Source organism: Pseudomonas flavescens (assembly GCF_013408425.1).
In the GTDB taxonomy this organism is placed as follows: domain Bacteria; phylum Pseudomonadota; class Gammaproteobacteria; order Pseudomonadales; family Pseudomonadaceae; genus Aquipseudomonas; species Aquipseudomonas fulva_A.
Genome location: NZ_JACBYV010000001.1, coordinates 3,828,121 through 3,848,014, shown reverse-complemented (window position 1 = coordinate 3,848,014; position 19,894 = coordinate 3,828,121). Strand labels below are relative to the sequence as shown.

Genomic DNA, 19,894 nt, shown 5'->3' with positions numbered 1-19,894 from the left:
GTAGGAGAGCGTTATGGCCCGTGGGGTTAACAAAGTCATTCTGGTCGGTACCTGCGGACAGGATCCGGAAACGCGCTATCTGCCCAGCGGCAACGCCGTGACCAACCTGAGTCTGGCTACCAGCGAGCAGTGGACGGACAAGCAGACCGGGCAGAAGGTCGAAAAGACCGAGTGGCACCGTGTTTCGCTGTTCGGCAAGGTTGCGGAAATTGCCGGTGAGTATCTGCGCAAGGGTTCTCAGGTCTACATCGAGGGCAAGCTGCAGACCCGCGAGTGGGAAAAGGACGGTGTGAAGCGTTACACCACTGAAATCATCGTCGACATGCAGGGCACCATGCAGCTGCTTGGTGGCCGTCCGGACAACGCTGGCGGTGGCGACTCCGCCCCGCGTCAGTCGCGCCCGGCACCGCAGCGCGAGCCGCAGCAACAGGCTCCGCGCCAGTCCGCTCCGCAACAGCAGAAGCCGCAGCCGGCTCAGGACTACGACAGTTTCGATGACGATATTCCGTTCTGATCGTCAGCCGTGACAGCAAGAGGCCCCGCAATGCGGGGCCTTTTTCGTTTCGCTTGCTGCCAACTTCAGGCTGGGCTGAAGAAGCGTTTGCGCAGCAGGCCCTGGCAGATCCACAGCACCAGCGCGATGCTGATGCCGCACAGGTTGGCAAGAACGTCCAGCTGGCTGAATTCGCGACTAGGCTGGAAGTAGTGCTGCAGCCATTCCAGCAGCGGCGCCTGAATGTAGAGCAGGCTCCAGAGCGCCCAGCCTGGCACGGTCGGGAAGGCGATACGGCTGACCAGCGACAGGCCGGCAAAGGCCAGCAGGTGGAGGAATTTGTCCGATTCGTCGAACAGGTCCGGCGGCGGCTCCGGTCGGAACAGGCCGTAGGCGAGTACCGCGCAGCAGGCCAGGAACATCAGCTTTCTCAAATTTTCTGTCCTTTCATCTCTTCTTCGCTTGGCACTATGACCACCGCATCCGGCTGCGGTTGCCGGGGATGCCGATTCAGTGACCAGGTGTCCTTGATCCATCGACGTGCGTCAAGGTAGTTCGTGGTTGATGACGCCGCGGGGTAAAAACAGCAAAATGCAGGCCATAGGGCTGAACCGTCCGGGATCTGCCGAGAATTCAGCGGCTGGCGCGCCATTGCGCGGTGCACGCTCAAACCTGATTGTGGAGCCTCTAGTTTCGTTATGCGCATGCGCCTGTTGTTACTGGGTGGCGGCAGTACGCTGGGTCGGGCGTTGATTCGCCTGGGAGCCGAAGAAGACATCGGTTTCCTCGCACCCCGCCCGCCGGCCCAGGGTTGGGATGCCGCCAGCCTGACCCAGTTGGTCGACGATACCCGCCCCGATGCGGTGATCAACCTTGCCTATTATTTCGACTGGTTCCAGGCTTCGCAGGTCAGCGAGGAGCGTTTCGTCGCGCAGGAACGCGCCGTGGAACGCCTGGCCGAGCTCTGTCAGCATCACGATATTCGTCTGCTGCAACCGTCCAGCTACCGTGTGTTCGACGGCGCTCGCGCCACCGCATACAACGAAAAGGACGAGGCGCAGCCGCTCGGCTTGCGGGGGCAGGTGCTGGCCCGCATGGAGCAGAGTGTCCGAGCCCTGTGCCCGCGGCATGTGCTGCTGCGCTTCGGCTGGTTGCTCGATGACAGCCCGGATGGGCTGCTGGCGCGTTTTCTGGTGCGCGCCGAGCGCGAAGAAGCGCTGTTCCTGGCCGATGATCGGCGAGGCAACCCGACGCCGGTAGACGATGCCGCCCGAGTCATTCTGGCCGTGCTCAAGCAGCTCGATTGCGCTGCGCCGCTGTGGGGCACTTACCACTACGGCGGGCATGAGGCGACTACATCGCTGGCACTCGGTCAGGCGATCCTGGGCGAGGCACGGCACATGCGCCAGAACCTCCTCGAGGAGATATCCGGCCAGGCCCACGCCCTGCGGGGCGACGCTGCCGAAGAGCCGCAGCACGGCGTGATGTCGTGCAAGAAAATCCTTCACACCTTCGGCGTCAAGCCGCGCGCCTGGCGTGCCGGCCTGCCGAGCCTGCTGGAGCAGTACTATCGTCATGTCTGATCGACCCATTCTCGTTACCGGCGGTGCCGGTTTCATCGGCTCCAACCTGATCGACGCCCTGCTGGCGCGCGGCCACAGCGTTCGTGTGCTGGACAACCTGTCCATGGGCAAGCTGGCCAATCTGCCGGTGAACGATCCGCGGCTGACCTTCATCGAGGGCGATGTGGCAGACGCCGGGCTCGTCAGTCGGGCCGTGGCCGGCTGTGGCGCGGTGGTGCATCTCGCCGCCGTGGCGTCGGTGCAGGCGTCGGTGGACGATCCGGTCAGTACTCACCAGAGCAATTTCATCGGCACCCTGAACATCTGCGAGGCCATGCGCGAGCACGGCGTGCGACGTGTGGTGTTCGCCTCCAGCGCCGCGGTCTACGGCAACAACGGGGAGGGGCTGGCGATCGATGAAAACACCGCCAAGGCACCGCTGACGCCCTATGCAGCCGACAAGCTGGCCAGCGAACATTACCTGGAGTTCTACGCGCGCCAGCATGGCCTGGAGCCGGCGATCTTCCGCTTCTTCAACGTCTTCGGCCCGCGTCAGGATCCGTCCTCGCCGTATTCCGGGGTGATCAGCATCTTCACTCAGCGCGCCCAGCAGGGGCTGCCGATCAGTGTGTTCGGCGACGGTGAGCAGACCCGCGATTTCTTCTATGTCGCCGATCTGGTCGAGTTGCTGCAGCAGGCGCTGGACGCCGAGCAAGTAGCGCAAGGCGCGGTGAACGTCGGTTGGAACCAGACCGTAAGCCTCAAGCAACTGCTGGCGCAGATCGGCGAGCTGCTTGGCGGCCTGCCGGCAGTCACCCACCTCGATCCACGGGCGGGCGACATCCGTCATTCCCGCGCAGACAATGGTCGCCTGGCCACGCATTATCAGTTGCCCGCGCAGACCACATTGCGCGATGGGCTGGCCGCGTTGCTCAATAGCTGAGCTGCCATGTTCCTGAAACGCAGAAAGCCGGCAATGCCGGCTTTCTGCGTTATCGGGCTTTGACAAGGCGCCAGCTTCGTCATTGTGGGAGCGCGCCATGCGCGCGAATCGCGGGCGCGGCCCGCTCCCACTGCGAACTGCAGGCGGCGCCCACCAAGGCGCCGCGTCACGGCGCCATAACGATGTCCGCTGTCGCCTTGTCGCGCGCTTAGAACTTGTAGCCCAGGCCAACCATGTACACGAACGGATCGACGTCGACGTCGACCTTGGCGCGCACGCCGAGGCCGGGATGGTCGACATAGGCGGTGGTGTCGATGTCGATGTAGCGCGCCTGGGCGTTGATCAGCAGGTTGTCGGTGAGCATGTAGTCGGCACCGATCTGCCAGGCCAGGCCCCAGGAATTCTTCGCCCGGAAATTGTCGAAGCCGGCCGAGGTGGCGCGGCTGCCCACGTGCTCGTCGTAGATCCAGGTGTAGTTGATGCCGGCGCCGATATAGGGTTGGAACAGCGATTTCGAGTCGAGCGGGTAGTAGACCACGCTCAGGGTCGGCGGCAGGTGTTTCAAGGTGCCGAGTTTACCGTTGGCGGCATCCAGCGCGGTTCCCTTGATTTTCACGTCGTGTTCGAACGGTGTTGCGGCAAGCAGCTCGAGGCCGATGTTGTCGGTGAGCATGTAGGCGAAGTTGAGGCCCAGCTGCGTGTCACTGCTCATGGTCGCCTTGCCGCCCAGGTCGGTACCGGCGAGGCCGCCACGGTCGACCTTGACCGTGGAACTGTCGGCCTTCGGATTGACCGTGATGGCGCCCGCGCGCACGAGGATATCTCCGGCCTGGTGCGCCTGCGCCGCAGGGGCAGCCAGCGCCAGGGCGATCAGAGAGGCAGAGAACAGCGACTTGTACATGGTGAGCTCCTAACGGGTCATACGATAATCTCGGATGACGTCAGGTTAGGGCGCCTGGCGAAGCGTCCTTTGACTCAGCTCAATGCTCATGGCCGGCAGGGTGCGACTTTTTGCCATGATGTCAGTTGGCCGGCAGCTCGTACGGGTAGATCTTGTCCGCTGCCATCTGATAACCGACTTCGGCCAGCTCGCTGCTGCTGTGCTCGACCTTCAGTGGGCCCTCGATCCAGAACGGCTGGTACAGCGCGTCGAGCAGCACGCCCAGTTCGGCGGTGACATGGATGATCTGGTTGGAGGGTGGTGGCGGTACGTGGATGCAGGCGCCGAAGTAGGGCACCAGCAGGAACTCGGTAACGCGGCCTTCCTCGGTCACGTCCAGCGGCACGATGTAGCCCGGAATCTTGACCTGCTGGCCTTCCATCTCCTTGACCACCGGCGCGGACGGAAACTGCTGCAGAGAAGCGGCGCCCCCTTCGGACAGCGCGTCACCCAACTGCGACATGTCATGCATGGGCGTCATCTGGGCGATCTGCGGCGGTGCATCCTTGGGGATCAGCTCCTGCCAGTTCAGCGTACGCAGTTCGGCTGCCCATAGCGGAGCCGCCAGGGTCATGAGAAGGGCGATGAGCAGAGCGCGAAACATGACACTACCTCTTGATTGAAAACGGAGCCGCTGCCGGCTCCGAATATTCAGAACCTATTCACGATTGTGCGAGCTAGAGCCCTGCAAGGCGAAAATAAGCGAGGAAGCGGAGTTTACTGATGTAAATGAGCTTTCCGAGCTTGTTTTCAACGCCGCAGGGCCGACGCGCAGCCGATCGTGAGTAGGTTCTCAGAGGCGGATGGACAGACCATCTGCTAATGACTGCCGATAGGCCCGCCAGGCCGGTACGCAGCCCATCAGCAGAGCGGCCGCCAGAATAGCGCCGAGCAGCGTCCACTCATAGGGTGTCGGTGCACTCAATGGCAGATACAGCCCGTAGTTGGCCTGCACATAGCCCTGTGCACCGGCGATGCCGCCGTACAGCAGGGCGACACCGGCGACGACGCCAGCCGCCGCCAGGGAGAAGGCTTCGAGGATCAGCAAACTGGCGACGTGCCACGGCCGTGCGCCCACCGAACGCAGGATGGCCATCTCCCGGCGCCGCTCGTTGAGGCTGGTGAGGATGGCCGTGAGCATGCCGATCAACCCAGTCAGTACGACGAACAGCGACACCACGAACAGCGCCTTCTCCGCCGTGCCCATCAGGCTCCACAATTCCTGCAGGGCAACGCCAGGGAGAATCGCCAGCAGCGGTTCGCCGCGGTACTCGTTGACCTCGCGCTGGACTGCGAAAGTGGCGATCTTGCTCTTCAGGCCGAGCATCACCGCGGTGATGGCCTTGGGCTGCAGATTCATCTCACGGGCCTGTTCAGCGCTTATCTTGCCAGCACCGCGGGCGGGGACACCGTTCTGCCAGTCGACATGCAGCGCTTCCATGCCCTCCAGGGAAATATGCAGGGTGCGATCCACGGGCGTGCCGGTGCGGGCGAGGATGCCGCTGACCACGAACGGCTTGTCATCGTGTTGCTGCAGGCTGATGGCCGCCACGCCATGGGACAGCACCAGTTTGTCGCCGAGCTTGTAGTTCAGGGCCTGGGCCACTTCGGCGCCAAGCACCACGTCGAACAGATCGTGAAAGCGTTCGCCCTGGGCAACCTGCAATGCCTGGCCACGACCATAGTGGTAATGGTCGAAATAACCCGTGTCGGTGCCCATCACCCGGTAGCCCCGGTGCGAGTCGCCCAGGGAAATCGGGATGGCCCAGTCGACCTGGCGGTGCGCGGCGAGCTTCTCGAAACTGTCCCAGCGGATGTTGTTGGTGGCGTTGCCGATGCGGAACACCGAGTACAGCAGCAGATTCACGCTGCCGGAACGGGCGCCGACGATCAGGTCGGTACCACTGATGGTATTGGCGAAGCTGGCGCGGGCTTCGGTGCGCACCCGCTCCACGGCGAGCAGCAGACACACCGACAGTGCGATGGCGAAGACCGTGAGCAGAGCGGTGAAGCGGCGGTTGGCCAGGCTGGCCAAGGCGAGTCGTAACAGGAACACCTCAGACCTCCTGGGGTTTGCTGGCGCGGTTCAGTTCGGCCAGCGACAGGCTGCGGTCGAACAGCGGGGCCAGGCTCTGGTCGTGGCTGACGAACAGCAGGCTGGCGCCGACATCACGGCATTCGCCGAACAGCAGCTCGAGGAACGCCTGACGCGCATCGGCGTCCAGCGCCGAAGTCGGTTCGTCGGCAATCACCAGTTCCGGCTGGCCGATCAGTGCGCGAGCCGCGGCTACGCGTTGTTGCTGGCCGATGGACAGCGAATCCGCACGCCGTTCGAGCAACTCCGGGCGCAGGCCGAGGTGTTCCAACAGTTTCGCCGCCGCCTGATCCACGCTGCCATAGCGCTGCGCTGCACGTTGTGCGCGAAGGCTGGAGAAGCGGCAGGGCAGCTCGACGTTGGCGCGAACGCTGAGAAAGGGCAGCAGGTTGAATTGCTGGAAGATGTAGCCGGTGTGGTCGACACGGAAACGATCCCGGCGGGCGGCCGAGAGGGCGGCGAGATCCTCGCCGAGCAGACGAATCTTGCCTCGGCCAGGTTTCTGCACACCGCCGAGCAATCCGAGCAGGGTGGTCTTGCCACTGCCGCTGGGGCCCTTGAGAAACAGGGTCTCGCCGCGCTGCAGATGAAAGTTCGGAATATCCAGAAGCTCGTCCTGGCCGGGCCAGGCGAAGCCGAGGTCGGTGAGTTCGATCAGTGCTGAGGTCATGGGGGCTGCTGGCGATTGAGGTGACGGGGGCAAGTGTGCCAGTCATGGGCACCTCTAAAAACTACCTGCGTTGTCATCGTGACGTTAAAAACAGGCTCGAATGCGAGTCCAATCAAAATACTCGTTTGCCTGTTTTGCCTCGCGCTGACTGCCTCGCCTACGTTTTTACAGGTGCCCCTATGGGCGCGAAATGCTGCCCCGAGGGGTGTTGCAGGACATGTGCGAATGCAAACGCCTCCAGCTGGAGGCGTCCGCGAGGCCGATCAGAACTTCAATTGTGCATTGGCTGGCGTCGACTCGACACCTTGCTGGCCGCTTGGGCCGATCAGTTGCACGTTGATCTTCTGGGTCGCCGGGAACTGCTTGTAGAAGGCCGACAGGTCGAGCGTCTTCAGGGCGTCCGGCTGCTTGCAGGTGAAGCTGTAGTCGGCATCGATGTCGCTGTGCTCATGGTCGTGATCGTGGCCAGCGGCAGCTTCATCGTGATCATGGTCATCGTTGCCGAACAGTGGGCTTTTCAGTTCATGCTCGGTGAGGCTGCAACCGGCAGCAGCGGGCAGGCTGAACAGGGCGAGTGGTTTTTCCAGCAAGGCGCGAGCGGCAGCGACGGTTTTCTTGTCGGCCTCGCTGGTTGCCGCGTGCTCGAAACCGACGATGTTCATGGCCGGGCTTTCCAGTTCGATCTCCAGCTCGTTGCCCTCGAGCGCGACGTTCAGCGTGGCGACGCCGTGCTCATGCTTGCCGAGGCTACCGTGTTCATGGTCGTGATCGTGGTCATGATTCTGCGCGTGAGCAGCGGCCAGGGGAAGCAGGGCGAAGGGCAGGGCGAGCAGTAGGCGGCGCATGAGAGGGCTCCGGTGCGTGAAAGTTGTTGATACGTTATAACAAATTTATGGGCGGAGATAGAGGGGATGCTTGGTTTGCCTGCCTGTGGGAGCATGGCATCCGGAAAGTTCGGAGGTGGTGATGGTGCGTATACGTGGACGGATCGGTGACTGGCCGGTGGATTTGACGGTGGAGCTCGACCCCCAGGACTGGGCGCAGCTGGCGGCCGCCGTGCCGGGGTCGCTGCAGAGCCCGGCCGCTGTTAGCCCTCAGGCCGTTCAGCCCGATCAGGACGGGCAATGGCAAACGGTGCTCGAGTTGTTGCGCCGGGCCGGACGCATCGAGGGGCCGCAGTTGCTGGCGCAACTGGCCGCACTGGCTGGCGGTGAGGTGGCGGGCAAGCGGTTGTTGGTGCGCCTGCGTCATTGCGAGCAGGTGCGCATGGAAACCGGCCCGGATGCGCCGGTTTATTGCTGGGTAGAGCAGCCGTAGCCGGCAGGTATCGGTGGGAGCCGGCTTGCCGGCGATAGCGATGTCGAAATCAACGTTGCATCGCCCGCAAGCGGGCTCCTACCAGGCCGCATGATCGAGCGCAGTAGTTTTCACACAGTCGGCTACGGGACAGGTTCTCGGAATCAATAGAGCGCCTGATACACCCGGCGGCGGTAGGTGGTTACCAGCGGGTGGTCGTTGCCGAGCAGGTCGAACACCTGCAGCAACGTCTTGTGCGGCAGGCCGTCGGCGTAGTTGCGGTTGCGCACGAAGAGTTTCAGCAGGGCGTCCAGAGCCGGCTCATACTGCTGGCGGGCGAGCTGCTGAATGGCCAGTTGATAGGCGGCTTCGTCGTCCTCGGCGTTCTGCGCCAGACGGCTCTTCAGGGTGGCGGCATCCGGCAGATCGGCCGCTTCACGCAGGAAGGTCAGTTGCGCGCGGGCTCCGGCCAGGGCCTGTTTGTGTTCATCACCCTGGACGGCATCGAGTACCTGTTGCGCCTCACCCAGTTCGCCGCGCTCTGCCAGGCAGCGTGCATACAGAATCAGTGCGGCAGCGTTGCTGTTGTCCTCGCCGAGCTTTTGCTTGAGCAGGGCTTCGGCTTCGCCGATGCGGCCATCGGCGAAGGCTTCCTGGGCGACGTCCAGCAGATCGGCCTCGGGCGCCTGAGGTTCTGGAACATGGGGCTGGAGCAGGGCGCGGATCGCCGACTCGGGTTGCGCCCCCTGAAAACCGTCGACCGGCTGGCCATTCTTGAACAGCACCACGGTCGGCAGGCTGCGGATGCCGAAGCGCGCGACGATTTCCTGTTCGATATCGCAGTTGACCTTGGCCAGCAGCAGTTCGCCCTGATAGCCCTCGGTGATCTGCGTCAGCAGGGGCATCAACGCCTTGCACGGCGCACACCAGTCGGCCCAGAAGTCCACCAGTACCGGTTTGCTGAACGAGTTCTCGATCACCAGCTGTTCAAACTGGACGGCGCCATTGATATCGAAGATGTACGGGGTGTCGCTCATGGTCGGTCTCTGTCCGGGCGGAAAGTGGTTAATTGGAGATGACTATAAATGTGGGCGCCGGTGCGCGGCTACAAGGGGCCGCCGTCGGCATGATAGAGGCTGACGTGGCGGAAGGTTTCGGGCTCAGCCAGGTCCGGCCAGGTACAGCCCTCCAGGCCGCCGATGCGGCGGTAGGCCGGGTGGCTGAAGTCGCGCACTCTCGAGTCGGCCACCAGCACCTGTCGGGCATGTTCGAGAACGCGGTCGAGCAGGGGCAGGTTGGCGCGGTCGTAGAGCACGTCGGCGACTATCGCCAGGTCGTAGTCGCGCCGCTCGGCGAACAGGTCGCTGGAATACTCCAGCTGCACGCCATTGAGTTCGGCGTTGGCCTTGCAGGCCGCCAGCGCAAGCGGGTCCAGATCGCAGGCCACCACCTGCGCCGCGCCTGCTCGCATGGCGGCAATGGCTGCCACGCCGGAGCCAGCACCGACATCCAGTACTCGTTTGCCGCGTACCCATTGCGGGTGCTGGGCCAGCCAGTCCACCAGCACCAGGCCGCTGGCCCAGCAGAAGCACCAGTAAGGCGGCTCCTCGAGAATACGCCGGGTTTCCTCGGGGCTGAAGCAGCGATCCATGTTCGCCGGGTCGATCAACCACAGGCGCAGGTCGCTACCCGGCAGGGCGGTCGCGCTCAGGTGGGCATCGCCGAGCAGCTCACTCAGGGCCGCCTGCAGGTGGCGCGGTGGTGTCACAGCGCGGGCGTTACGCGTACTTCGCCGAGCGCCTGGCTTTGTGGCTGGCGGATCAACTGGCTAGGCATGTGCAGCACCAGCTTGCCGGACTGATGAACCCGGCCACGCAGTTCCACGCGGATGCCCTGGTCGAAGTTCTCGGGGTTGAACTGCAGGCGAAACGGCAGCGGCGCGCCGGTTCCGCGCAGCTGGATGTTACCCAGCAGCTTGTTAGGCAGACCGCGTTCGTTGATGGTCAGCAGGGCCAGCTCCACATCGGCGCCCGCTGGCACGTCGAGTAGCGTGCCGGTGAGGTCACGCAGGTGTGCCGGCGTTGCCGCTGGCTCCTGTTTCGGCGCAGGCGCTGCGGGTGGTGCGGCGGGTGGCGGTGTTTCGCTGGCGCAGGCGGCGAGCAAGGCGGCGAGACTGAGCAGGGCGAGCGGGCGCAATGGCATGGGGAATTCCTCGGGGCAGTGGCTGGATTCTCCCCATAGCCAACGGCGAATGCAAAGGAAAGTGGCCCTGCGTCGCTTGGCACCGGGCCGGGGGGATGCGCTACCATGCTGGCTTTCCCGCCTGGCTTTCCCGACCATGCATTGCCCCTTTTGCTCCGCCAACGACACCAAAGTCATCGATTCCCGTCTGGTCGCCGAGGGCGATCAGGTGCGTCGCCGCCGAGAGTGCCTGGCCTGCGGTGAACGCTTTACCACGTTCGAGACCGCCGAACTGGTGATGCCGCGTCTGATCAAGCAGGACGGCAGCCGCCAGCCCTTCGACGAAGACAAGCTGCGAGCAGGCATGCAGCGCGCACTGGAGAAACGTCCGGTGAGCATCGAGCGGCTGGAGGCGGCCATCGCCCATATCAAGCACCGCCTGCGGGCCACCGGCGAGCGCGAGATCAAGTCGCTGGTGCTGGGCGAACTGGTGATGACCGAACTGCAGAAGCTCGACGAAGTGGCCTACATTCGTTTCGCCTCGGTGTACCGGCGCTTCCAGGATCTCAACGAATTCCGCGAGGAAATCGACCGTCTTTCCCGCGAGCCCAATCAGGACTGAGATGAGCACCAGCGATCAGGCATTCATGGCGCGCGCGCTCGAGCTGGCGCGCAAGGGGCTGTATTCCACCCATCCCAATCCCCGTGTCGGTTGCGTGATCGTGCGCGACGGCAAGATCGTCGGTGAGGGCTGGCACGCCAAGGCTGGCGAGCCCCATGCCGAGGTTCATGCGCTGCGCCAGGCCGGTGACAAGGCGCGTGGTGCTACCGCCTACGTCACCCTCGAACCCTGCAGCCACCACGGACGTACGCCGCCTTGCGCCGATGCCTTGGTCGAGGCAGGCGTCGCGAGGGTCGTCGCGGCCATGCAGGATCCCAATCCGCAGGTGGCCGGTCGTGGCCTGCTGAGGCTGATGAACGCCGGCATCTCGGTGCAGAGCGGCGTGCTGGAAAGCGAGGCGCGGGCGCTCAATGCCGGCTTCGTCAAACGCATGGAAAAGGGCTTGCCGCTGGTGCGGGTCAAGCTGGCCATGAGCCTGGACGGGCGCACCGCCATGGCCAGCGGCGAAAGCCAGTGGATCACCGGGCCAGCCGCTCGCGCAGCGGTGCAGCGGTTGCGGGCGCGCTCCAGCGTGGTACTGACTGGGGCCGATACGTTGCTGGCCGATGCGGCGCGTCTGACGGTGCGTCCCGACGAACTGGGCCTGGGCGCCGAGCTCACGGCGCTGGCTCAGGCTCGCCCGCCATTGCGCGTGCTGATCGACGGGCGCTTGCGGGTACCGCTGAGTGCACCGTTCTTCCAGGTGGGGCCGGCACTGGTGGCGACCTGCGCGGCGGCGACGTCGCGCGACCGTTATCTCGACGATGGCCACGAACTCCTGGCGATGCCCGGCAACAACGGCCATGTCGACTTGCGCAAATTGCTGCAGGAGCTGGCAGGCCGTGGTGCCAACGAGGTATTGGTCGAGGCCGGGCCGAAACTCGCCGGTGCGTTCGCCCGTCTGGGGCTGGTCGATGAGTACCAGTTGTTCGTCGCGCCCAAGTTCCTCGGCTCCAGTGCCAGGCCGTTACTCGATCTGCCCCTGGCGCGGATGGCCGAGGCCAAAGCGTTGAAGATCGTCGATATGCGCGCCGTGGGTGACGATTGGCGCATCATCGCGGTGCCCGATTCCGGCGACTGAGCGTTGCCGCTGGGGCACGCCCTCCGTGCACCGCCACGGCAACTATGGTAAAACGCCTGTCGGCCGCACAGCGTGGCCACAACGTTCTCAGGGCGGGGTGCGATTCCCCACCGGCGGTAATGGTGCGCAACGCATCTAGCCCGCGAGCGCCCGGTACGGCACCAGCCGCCCGGGGTCCAGCAGATCCGGTGCGATTCCGGAGCCGACGGTATAGTCCGGATGAAGAGAGAGCGGGATTGCCTGACAAGGCGCCCTTGCGGCTGCCGACGTCCGTAATGTCCCTATCGATCCAAGCTGCCCTGTTTTAACCATAAACAGGAGTTGAACATGTCCATTGCTTCTCACGTGCGCCGGGTTGCCTTCGTGCAAGCCTGCTGGCACCGCGAAATCGTCGATCAGTCCCGTAACGCCTTCCTCGAAGAAATGCAGCGCCAGGGCTATGCAGCGAGCGAGATCGACTGCTTCGAAGTCGGCGGCGCCTTCGAAATTCCCCTGCATGCCAAGCGCCTGGCCAAGAGCGGTCGTTATGCTGGCATCGTCGCTGCCGGGCTGGTGGTCGATGGCGGTATCTACCGTCACGAGTTCGTCGCCCAGGCGGTGATCGAGGGCCTGATGCAGGTGCAGCTGGAAACCGACGTGCCGGTGTTCTCGGCGGTTCTCACGCCCCATCATTTCCATGCCGGTGAAGAGCACCAGACGTTCTTCCGCGAGCACTTCCTGGTCAAGGGCGCCGAGGCCGCGCGCACCTGTGCCGATACGCTGCGCAAGCTCAAAGAACTGCCGGTCTGACGAGGAGCACTTATGTTCACCGGAATCATCGCGTCCATCGGCAGCATCGCCGCCATCACCCCCAAGGGCGGCGACGTGCGTGTCTACGTCAAGACCGCCAAACTCGATCTGGGCGATGTGGCCCTGGGCGACAGCATCGCCGTCAACGGCGTGTGCCTGACCGCCGTGGAGTTGCCGGGTGACGGCTTCTGGGCCGACGTCAGCCGGGAAACCCTGGCGCGTACCGCCTTCATCGACCTCAAGAGCGGCAGCCGGGTCAATCTGGAAAAGGCGCTGACGCCTACCACCCGCCTGGGTGGTCACCTGGTCAGCGGCCATGTCGATGGCGTCGGCGAGATCGTCTCCCGTGAGGAGAACGCCCGCGCCATCCAGTTCAGGGTGCGTGCCCCGCGTGAGCTGGCCAAGTACATCGCCCACAAGGGCTCGATCACCGTCGACGGTACCAGCCTCACGGTGAACGCCGTGGATGGCGCCGAGTTCGAGCTGACCATCGTGCCGCACACCCTGGCCGAGACCATCATGGCCGACTACCGCCCCGGGCGTCGGGTGAATCTGGAGGTCGACCTGCTGGCCCGTTACCTGGAGCGCCTGCTGCTCGGTGACAAGGCGGCAGAACCCAGCAGCGCAGGGCTCACCGAAGGCTTTCTCGCCGAACACGGCTACCTGAAGAATTAAGGACACCGCCACCATGGCACTCAACAGTATCGAAGAGCTGGTCGAAGACATTCGCGCCGGCAAGATGGTCATCCTCATGGATGATGAAGACCGTGAGAACGAAGGCGACCTGATCATCGCCTCGGAATGCGTGACCGCCGAGCACATCAACTTCATGGCGCGCTTCGCCCGCGGCCTGATCTGCATGCCGATGACCCGCGAGCGCTGCGAAACCCTCAAGCTGCCCCTCATGGCACCGCGCAATGGCTCGGGTTTCGGCACCAAGTTCACCGTTTCCATCGAAGCCGCCGAGGGCGTCACCACCGGTATCTCCGCCGCTGACCGCGCTCGCACCGTGCAGGCTGCGGCGGCGAAGAACGCGGTTGCCGAAGACATCGTCAGCCCCGGCCACATCTTTCCGTTGATGGCCCAGCCCGGCGGCACCCTGGCCCGCGCCGGGCACACCGAAGCGGCCTGCGACCTGGCTCGGATGGGCGGCTACGAGCCGAGCGGAGTGATCTGCGAGATCATGAACGACGACGGCACCATGGCCCGTCGCCCCGAGCTGGAAGTGTTCGCCGAGCAGCACGGCATTAAGATCGGCACCATCGCCGACCTGATCCACTACCGGCTGATCCACGAACGTACCGTGACCCGCATCGCCGAGCAGCCGCTGGACAGTGAAGTGGGCCAGTTCAATCTGGTGACCTTCCGGGATTCGGTGGAAGGCGACGTGCACATGGCCCTGACCCTGGGCACCATCTGTCCGGAAGAGCCAACCCTGGTACGCGTGCACAACATGGACCCGATGCGCGACCTGCTGATGGTGCGTCAACCCGGTCGCTGGAGCCTGCGTGCGGCAATGACCGAAGTGGCCAACGCCGGCAGTGGCGTGGTACTGCTGCTGGGCCATTCGCTGGATGGCGACGAGGTGCTGGCACATATTCGCGAGGCGGATGGTGCTGCCAGCAAGGCACCGAGCACCTACAGTACGGTCGGTGCCGGTTCGCAGATCCTGCGCGACCTCGGTGTGCGCAAGATGCGCCTGATGAGTGCGCCGATGAAGTTCAATGCGATATCCGGTTTCGATCTGGAAGTTGTAGAATACCTGCCCCCGAAATAACGGGTGACCGTCACGGTGAGCTACGGTTAGCTCACCGACACTATTTTCAGGGCCTGCCACGGCATGCCCTGGCTCTTTAAAGACAGCTCGAGAACTCGCTATGACACTGAAGACCATCGAAGGTACTTTCATCGCTCCCGAGGGCCGCTTCGCCCTGGTGGTCGGCCGCTTCAACAGCTTCGTGGTCGAAAGCCTGGTCAGCGGCGCCGTCGACGCCCTGGTACGCCATGGCATCAGCGAAAGCGACATCACCATCATCCGTGCTCCTGGCGCCTTCGAAATTCCGCTGGTTGCCCAGAAAGTCGCCCAGCGCGGCGAGTACAGCGCGATCATCGCCCTTGGCGCAGTGATCCGTGGCGGCACGCCGCACTTCGAATACGTAGCAGGCGAATGCACCAAGGGCCTGGCCCAGGTATCCATGGAATTCGGCGTACCGGTCGCTTTCGGCGTGCTGACCGTCGACTCCATCGAGCAGGCCATCGAGCGCTCCGGCACCAAGGCTGGCAACAAGGGTGCCGAAGCTGCCCTGTCCGCTCTGGAAATGGTCAGCCTGCTGGCGCAGTTGGAGGCCAAGTGAGCCAGAACGACAACAAGCCGGTCAAAAAGGGCCCAAGCGCCAAGGTACTGGCTCGCCGTCAGGCGCGTACGCTGGCCATGCAGGCGCTGTACTCCTGGCATATCGCCGGGCAGGCGCTCAACGAGATCGAGGCCCAGTTCCGTGTCGACAACGACTTCAGCGCGGTCGACGGGGCTTACTTCCACGAGATCCTGCACGGCGTGCCGCGTCAGAAGACCGAGATCGACAGTTCCTTCGAGCCCTTGCTCGATCGTCCGCTGGAAGAGATCGATCCGGTCGAGCTGTCCATCCTGCGTCTGTCCACCTACGAGCTGCGTAACCGCATCGACGTGCCGTACCGCGTGGTGATCAACGAAGGCATCGAGCTGGCCAAGGTGTTCGGCGCCACCGACGGGCACAAGTTCGTCAACGGCGTGCTGGACAAGCTGGCGCCGAAGCTGCGTGCCGACGAAGTCCGCGATTTCAACAGCAAGCGCTGAGTGTGTTGGGCGAGTTCGAGCTGATCCGTCATTACTTCGCTGCTGCCGCCTGCGCGCAGGCGGCAGATGGTGTGGTGCTGGGGATCGGCGACGACTGCGCCCTGCTGGAAGTGCCCGTCGATGAACAACTGGCGGTTTCCACCGACACCCTGGTTGCCGGTGTGCACTTTCCCGCCGATGCGGCGGGCCTGTTACTCGGCCAGCGTGCCCTGGCCGTTTCGGTCAGTGACCTGGCCGCCATGGGAGCGGCACCTCTTGCCTTCACCCTGGCCCTGACGCTCCCCGACGCTGCCCCTGACTGGCTGGCCGATTTCACCGCCGGGCTGGAAAGCATGGCGCGCCATTGCGGTGTGCACCTGATCGGTGGCGATACCACCCGTGGGCCGTTGAGCCTGACCCTGACCGTATTCGGCCGTGTGCCCAAGGGCCTGGCGCTGACCCGTGCCGGGGCGCGCGCAGGCGATCTGCTGTGTGTCGGCGGTTCGCTTGGTGACGCCGCAGGTGCCTTGCCCTTCGTTCTCGGCGAGCAGCCGCTGCGCGAGGACGCCAACGCGTTGCTGGCCCACTACTGGTCGCCGTCACCGCAGTTGGCACTGGGGCAGGCGTTGCGCGGGCTGGCCACGGCGGCGCTGGACATCTCCGATGGCCTGCTCGCCGACTGCGGGCATATCGCCCGGGCATCCGGCGTGGCACTGATCGTCGAACAGCAACGCCTGCCTCTGTCAGCAGCCCTGCGAGCCTGTGCGGGCGACGAAACGGCACGCCAGCTGGCGCTTGCCGGTGGCGATGACTACGTGCTTGCCTTTACTCTGCCTGCCGAGAAGCTGGACGGGCTGCGCGCCATGGGGCAGCCTGTGCACGTGATCGGTCGCGTCGAGGCCGGACAGGGCGTACACCTGCAGGACGCCGAAGGCCGAGCCATCCAGCCGCTGCAGCGTGGCTACCAACATTTCGGATCGCAACGTGACTGATCATCCCAAGCAAGTCCCCGCCGAATTCGTGCCGCCCTCCGTGTGGCGCAACCCCTGGCATTTCATCGCCTTTGGTTTCGGCTCCGGCACGTTGCCCAAAGCGCCAGGCACCTGGGGCTCGATGGTTGCAGTGCCGTTCATCCCGTTGTGGCAGATGTTGCCAGACTGGGGCTACTGGCTGATGCTGGGCGTCACCATGCTGTTCGGTGTCTGGCTGTGCGGCAAAGTGGCCGAGGACCTGCGCGTACACGACCATGAGGGTATCGTCTGGGACGAGATGGTCGGCATGTGGATCACCCTGTGGCTGGTGCCGGAAGGGTGGGGCTGGGTGTTGGTGGGTTTTCTGGTATTTCGCTTCTTCGATATTCTCAAGCCGTGGCCGATCCGCTGGATCGACCGGCACGTGCACGGTGGCTTCGGCATCATGCTCGACGATGTGCTGGCCGGTGTGTTCGCCTGGCTGGCCATGCAGGTCCTGGTGTGGGGCTGGAGCAACGGCCTGGCGGCCAACCTGGGCTTCGCCTAATCCTGGAGGTGCGATGATTCGCGGTTTCTGGCTGGCTCTGCTGTTATCGCTCGGCGCCTGCGTTCAGGCGAGCGACGACGTGCCCGCGAACATTCGCATGGCCAGCGATGTCTGGGTGGATCGAATCAATGCCGACGGTACGGGCCTGTCCTGGGACATCCTGCGCCTGGTATTCGAGCCCGCCGGGGTCAAGCTGGACATGCAGATCGTGCCCTACACCCGATCCGTCGGCCTGGTGAAGCGTGGTGAGGCGGATGCCTGGGTGGCGTCCTATCAGAACGAGGTCAGCGGTGGCGTGGTGTACCCCACCTGGCACTACGATTCGGACCTGATCAGCGCCCTGAGCCTGGCCAGCAAGCCGCTGCCGGACCAGAAGACGCTCTCCGCTTCGCGCCTGGTATGGATGCGCGGTTACGAGTACCAGCGCTACATCCCCGGTCTCACCCATTATAACGAATTGCTGCGCCGTGGCGGCATCCTGCCGATGCTCGATTACGACCATGCCGACTACTACATCGATGCCCAACCGGAGGTTCAGGAAGTGCTCGCGGGCGCTGCCGACACCTCCAGGTACCGGGTCACCGATCTGATACGCCTGCCCCTGTACATCGGCTTCGCCGACACGCCGCGTGGGCGGGCATTGGCGAAACTGTACGACCAGCGTATGGCCCAACTCGTCGAGCAGGACGCGCTGCGTCCGGTCTTCGAGCGCTGGGGCCAGCACTACCCCTTCGATTAGCCGAGAGAGGCAGGGATGCGTCGATTGATCTTTGGCATGGCCGGCCTGCTGGCTGCTCAACTGAGTCTGGCTGCGCCGCAGGTACAGGTCGTCGGCCTGTTTCCGGGGGCTGCGGTGATTTCCGTCGATGGCCAGCGCAAGCTGGTGCGTGTCGGCCAGAGTGGTCCGGGTGGCGTGCAGGTGGTGAGTGCCGACAGCCGCAGCGCCGTGTTGCGAGTCGACGGCGTGGAGCGCAGTTACAGCCTCAGCCGCGAGTACAACGTCAGCGGTTTCGTCGAACCGCAGAAACAGACCTTGAGCATCGCCCGCAGCAATGGTGGTCATTACTGGGCCGAAGGCGCGATCAATGGCCGCGCGCAGCAGTTTCTGGTCGATACCGGTGCCACTTCGGTGGCGCTCAACGAAAATCAGGCCCGCCGCCTTGGCATCGACTACCGTACCCGGGGGCAGCCGACCCAGGTCAGCACCGCCAGCGGTACTGCCCGTGGCTGGCGCGTGACGCTGGACAAGGTCAGCGTCGGTGCGCTGCAGGTGCTGGGTGTCGAGGCGGTTGTTCTGGAAGGCGCCTCGCCGGCCGAAGCGCTGCTCGGCATGAGCTTTCTCAATCGGATCGGCTGGCGGGTGGAGAACAACCTGCTGGTGCTCGAGTCCCGTCTTTGAGTCACGGCTGGCGATAGCGTCATCGCCAGCGCGCCCGGTCAGTGGCGATCGTCGACAGCCGCTTGCGGCATGTCGCGGTACAAGCGGCTGACCAGCGGACCGATGGACAACCCCTGCAGCAGGATCGAGGTGAGCACGACGATGTAGGTCAGGCTCAGCAGCAGATCACGCTCCTCGCCGAGTGGCAGCGACAGTGCCAGGGCCACCGACACGCCACCGCGCAAGCCGCCCCAGGTGAGGATGCGGATCGCACCGTGGGACACCTGGCGGCGCCCACCCGCGCTGCGGCGCATGATCAGGATGGCCGGCGCCACGGTCAGCAGGCGGGCCACCAGTACCGCGCCGCCAAGCACGAACGCCGCGATGATGTGCAGCCAGGAGAATGGCAGGAGCAGCAGCTCCAGGCCGATCAGGGCGAACAGCAGGGCATTGAGGATTTCGTCGATCAGTTCCCAGAAACCGTCCACGTAACGCCGCGACTCATCCGACATCGCATGCTTGCGGCCCATGTTGCCGATGATCAGACCGGCCACCACCATGGCGATCGGTCCGGAAACGTGCAGGCGCGAAGCCAGTGCCGCACCGCCGAATACCAGCGCCAGGGTCAGCATCACTTCTACCTGATACTGGTCGATGCTGCGCAGCATCAGCAGCACGCCATAGCCCAGCGCAGCGCCGAACAGCAGCCCGCCAACCGCTTCATGGATGAACAGCCAGCTCACCGTGCCCAGCGTTGGGGTACTGCCCAGTTGCAGGATGCCGAGCAGGATGGTGAACACCACCACCGCCGTGCCGTCGTTGAACAGCGACTCACCGACGATGGTGGTCGCCAGCGGCTTCGGTGCACCCGACGACTTGAGAATGCCCATCACCGCGATCGGGTCGGTGGGCGAAATCAGCGCGCCGAACAGCAGGCAGTAGATGAAATCCACGTGCCAGCCGAACAGGGCGAAGATGTAGTAGGCCAGGGTACCGATCACGCTGGTGGCGATCAGCACGCCGACGGTGGCCAGCAGGCCGATGGGCCACTTGTAGCTGCGCAGGTCGCTGAGGTCCACGTGCAGCGCTCCGGCGAACAGCAGTGCCGGCAGGAACCAGGTCATGAGGATGTCGGAGAAATCGATGCGGCGAATGATTTCCTGCGCTTCGAGCTCGATCAGCGGGTAGCCGAGCTGGCTCAGGCCCTGGGCGATCAGCGAGAAGATCAGCGCGGTGGCCATCACGCCAATGGTCGGTGGCAGGCGTATGAAACGGTAGTTGACGTAGGTGAGCAGGGTGGTGAGGACGATGAAAGCGGCTACGAGGTCGAGCACAGGGTCTCCTTTGAGGGCTGGTGTTCGCCATCCCGGCGAACACCCTGGAGGCCCGATGATACCTGCGTTGTAACCGGATGTGTGGTGCTGCTGGCCTTTTGGTACATGGCAGAACGATGGCAAGAAGGTTGAACCGGAGCC

25 protein-coding genes and 1 riboswitch are annotated in these 19,894 nt (G+C 64.2%); of the genes, 15 read left to right on the top strand and 10 right to left on the bottom strand.

All coding sequences use genetic code 11. The features are described 5' to 3' along the window. Nucleotides 1–13: 13 nt before the first annotated feature. Nucleotides 14–514, top strand: coding sequence for a single-stranded DNA-binding protein (locus FHR27_RS17230; RefSeq protein ID WP_042553302.1), 501 nt, complete (start codon nucleotides 14–16; stop codon nucleotides 512–514). A 65-nt stretch (nucleotides 515–579) separates the two neighbouring features. Here FHR27_RS17230 and FHR27_RS17225 read toward each other — a convergent pair whose 3' ends face one another. Beyond that, entirely contained in the window at nucleotides 580–927 is a 348-nt protein-coding gene (locus tag FHR27_RS17225) for a VanZ family protein (RefSeq protein ID WP_156152684.1), read from the bottom strand. Between the two features lie 264 nt (nucleotides 928–1,191). Here FHR27_RS17225 and FHR27_RS17220 point away from each other — a divergent pair, with 264 nt between their 5' ends. Both FHR27_RS17220 and FHR27_RS17215 read left to right on the top strand, forming a co-directional pair. Continuing rightward, on the top strand, nucleotides 1,192–2,076 hold the full coding sequence (locus FHR27_RS17220; protein WP_042553300.1) for a sugar nucleotide-binding protein: 885 nt from the start codon (nucleotides 1,192–1,194) through the stop codon (nucleotides 2,074–2,076). Then, nucleotides 2,069–2,998 carry an NAD-dependent epimerase/dehydratase family protein gene (locus tag FHR27_RS17215; protein WP_042553299.1) on the top strand — a complete coding sequence of 310 codons (930 nt, stop codon included), beginning with the start codon at nucleotides 2,069–2,071 and terminating at the stop codon, nucleotides 2,996–2,998. Before FHR27_RS17220 ends, FHR27_RS17215 begins: the two co-directional genes overlap by 8 nt. A gap of 208 nt (nucleotides 2,999–3,206) precedes the next feature. Here FHR27_RS17215 and FHR27_RS17210 read toward each other — a convergent pair whose 3' ends face one another. From FHR27_RS17210 to FHR27_RS17190, 5 genes are all read right to left on the bottom strand, one after another. Further along, the gene (locus tag FHR27_RS17210; protein ID WP_179539150.1) at nucleotides 3,207–3,899 is read right to left on the bottom strand and encodes an OmpW/AlkL family protein; all 693 of its coding nucleotides are present in this window, start codon (nucleotides 3,897–3,899) and stop codon (nucleotides 3,207–3,209) included. 121 nt (nucleotides 3,900–4,020) lie between these two features. Beyond that, nucleotides 4,021–4,542 (bottom strand): DUF3299 domain-containing protein, encoded by a 522-nt coding sequence (locus FHR27_RS17205; RefSeq protein ID WP_042553297.1) that lies wholly within the window; start codon nucleotides 4,540–4,542, stop codon nucleotides 4,021–4,023. A 189-nt stretch (nucleotides 4,543–4,731) separates the two neighbouring features. Next, on the bottom strand, nucleotides 4,732–5,994 hold the full coding sequence (locus FHR27_RS17200; protein ID WP_179539149.1) for an ABC transporter permease: 1,263 nt from the start codon (nucleotides 5,992–5,994) through the stop codon (nucleotides 4,732–4,734). A 1-nt stretch (nucleotide 5,995) separates the two neighbouring features. After that, nucleotides 5,996–6,703, bottom strand: coding sequence for an ABC transporter ATP-binding protein (locus tag FHR27_RS17195; protein ID WP_179539148.1), 708 nt, complete (start codon nucleotides 6,701–6,703; stop codon nucleotides 5,996–5,998). A 263-nt stretch (nucleotides 6,704–6,966) separates the two neighbouring features. Beyond that, a complete protein-coding gene (locus tag FHR27_RS17190; RefSeq protein WP_179539147.1) occupies nucleotides 6,967–7,548 on the bottom strand; it encodes a DUF2796 domain-containing protein in 582 nt (193 codons plus the stop codon). A gap of 121 nt (nucleotides 7,549–7,669) precedes the next feature. On the opposite strand from FHR27_RS17190, the gene FHR27_RS17185 reads away from it, so the two are divergent. Beyond that, nucleotides 7,670–8,020, top strand: coding sequence for a hypothetical protein (locus FHR27_RS17185; RefSeq protein ID WP_179539146.1), 351 nt, complete (start codon nucleotides 7,670–7,672; stop codon nucleotides 8,018–8,020). 143 nt (nucleotides 8,021–8,163) lie between these two features. On the opposite strand, the gene trxA is transcribed toward FHR27_RS17185, so the two are convergent. From trxA to FHR27_RS17170, 3 genes are all read right to left on the bottom strand, one after another. Then, nucleotides 8,164–9,036: a thioredoxin gene (gene trxA, locus FHR27_RS17180; protein WP_042553292.1), complete on the bottom strand. Its 873-nt coding sequence runs from the start codon at nucleotides 9,034–9,036 to the stop codon at nucleotides 8,164–8,166. Between the two features lie 68 nt (nucleotides 9,037–9,104). Beyond that, complete coding sequence (locus tag FHR27_RS17175) at nucleotides 9,105–9,767, bottom strand: class I SAM-dependent methyltransferase (RefSeq protein ID WP_042553291.1); 663 nt, start codon at nucleotides 9,765–9,767, stop codon at nucleotides 9,105–9,107. Beyond that, complete coding sequence (locus FHR27_RS17170) at nucleotides 9,764–10,201, bottom strand: YbaY family lipoprotein (RefSeq protein WP_042553290.1); 438 nt, start codon at nucleotides 10,199–10,201, stop codon at nucleotides 9,764–9,766. The genes FHR27_RS17175 and FHR27_RS17170 overlap by 4 nt, the downstream gene beginning before the upstream one ends. Nucleotides 10,202–10,337: 136 nt before the next feature. Between FHR27_RS17170 and nrdR the strand changes: the two genes are divergently transcribed. The 11 genes from nrdR (at nucleotide 10,338) to FHR27_RS17115 (ending at nucleotide 18,440) form a co-directional block, all read left to right on the top strand. Continuing rightward, on the top strand, nucleotides 10,338–10,802 hold the full coding sequence (nrdR, locus tag FHR27_RS17165; RefSeq protein ID WP_042553289.1) for a transcriptional regulator NrdR: 465 nt from the start codon (nucleotides 10,338–10,340) through the stop codon (nucleotides 10,800–10,802). A 1-nt stretch (nucleotide 10,803) separates the two neighbouring features. After that, a complete protein-coding gene (gene ribD, locus FHR27_RS17160) occupies nucleotides 10,804–11,922 on the top strand; it encodes a bifunctional diaminohydroxyphosphoribosylaminopyrimidine deaminase/5-amino-6-(5-phosphoribosylamino)uracil reductase RibD (protein WP_179539145.1) in 1,119 nt (372 codons plus the stop codon). 79 nt (nucleotides 11,923–12,001) lie between these two features. Then, nucleotides 12,002–12,158: riboswitch (FMN riboswitch) on the top strand. 91 nt (nucleotides 12,159–12,249) lie between these two features. Beyond that, nucleotides 12,250–12,711: a 6,7-dimethyl-8-ribityllumazine synthase gene (locus FHR27_RS17155; protein WP_042553287.1), complete on the top strand. Its 462-nt coding sequence runs from the start codon at nucleotides 12,250–12,252 to the stop codon at nucleotides 12,709–12,711. Between the two features lie 12 nt (nucleotides 12,712–12,723). After that, nucleotides 12,724–13,386, top strand: coding sequence for a riboflavin synthase (locus tag FHR27_RS17150; RefSeq protein ID WP_042553286.1), 663 nt, complete (start codon nucleotides 12,724–12,726; stop codon nucleotides 13,384–13,386). 13 nt (nucleotides 13,387–13,399) lie between these two features. Then, nucleotides 13,400–14,488, top strand: coding sequence for a bifunctional 3,4-dihydroxy-2-butanone-4-phosphate synthase/GTP cyclohydrolase II (gene ribBA, locus FHR27_RS17145; RefSeq protein ID WP_042553285.1), 1,089 nt, complete (start codon nucleotides 13,400–13,402; stop codon nucleotides 14,486–14,488). A 100-nt stretch (nucleotides 14,489–14,588) separates the two neighbouring features. Continuing rightward, nucleotides 14,589–15,065, top strand: coding sequence for a 6,7-dimethyl-8-ribityllumazine synthase (ribH, locus tag FHR27_RS17140; protein ID WP_042553284.1), 477 nt, complete (start codon nucleotides 14,589–14,591; stop codon nucleotides 15,063–15,065). Next, nucleotides 15,062–15,544, top strand: coding sequence for a transcription antitermination factor NusB (gene nusB / locus FHR27_RS17135; RefSeq protein ID WP_042553283.1), 483 nt, complete (start codon nucleotides 15,062–15,064; stop codon nucleotides 15,542–15,544). Before ribH ends, nusB begins: the two co-directional genes overlap by 4 nt. 5 nt (nucleotides 15,545–15,549) lie before the next feature. Beyond that, nucleotides 15,550–16,515, top strand: a complete 966-nt coding sequence (gene thiL / locus FHR27_RS17130) for a thiamine-phosphate kinase (protein WP_179540112.1) — start codon at nucleotides 15,550–15,552, stop codon at nucleotides 16,513–16,515. Further along, nucleotides 16,508–17,041, top strand: coding sequence for a phosphatidylglycerophosphatase A family protein (locus tag FHR27_RS17125; protein WP_042553282.1), 534 nt, complete (start codon nucleotides 16,508–16,510; stop codon nucleotides 17,039–17,041). The genes thiL and FHR27_RS17125 overlap by 8 nt, the downstream gene beginning before the upstream one ends. 13 nt (nucleotides 17,042–17,054) lie before the next feature. Beyond that, nucleotides 17,055–17,780 carry an ABC transporter substrate-binding protein gene (locus FHR27_RS17120; protein WP_179539144.1) on the top strand — a complete coding sequence of 242 codons (726 nt, stop codon included), beginning with the start codon at nucleotides 17,055–17,057 and terminating at the stop codon, nucleotides 17,778–17,780. A gap of 15 nt (nucleotides 17,781–17,795) precedes the next feature. After that, entirely contained in the window at nucleotides 17,796–18,440 is a 645-nt protein-coding gene (locus tag FHR27_RS17115; RefSeq protein WP_042553280.1) for a retropepsin-like aspartic protease family protein, read from the top strand. 38 nt (nucleotides 18,441–18,478) lie between these two features. Here the strand turns inward: FHR27_RS17115 and FHR27_RS17110 are convergent, their stop codons facing one another. Then, entirely contained in the window at nucleotides 18,479–19,753 is a 1,275-nt protein-coding gene (locus tag FHR27_RS17110) for a cation:proton antiporter (RefSeq protein ID WP_042553279.1), read from the bottom strand. Nucleotides 19,754–19,894: the final 141 nt, after the last annotated feature.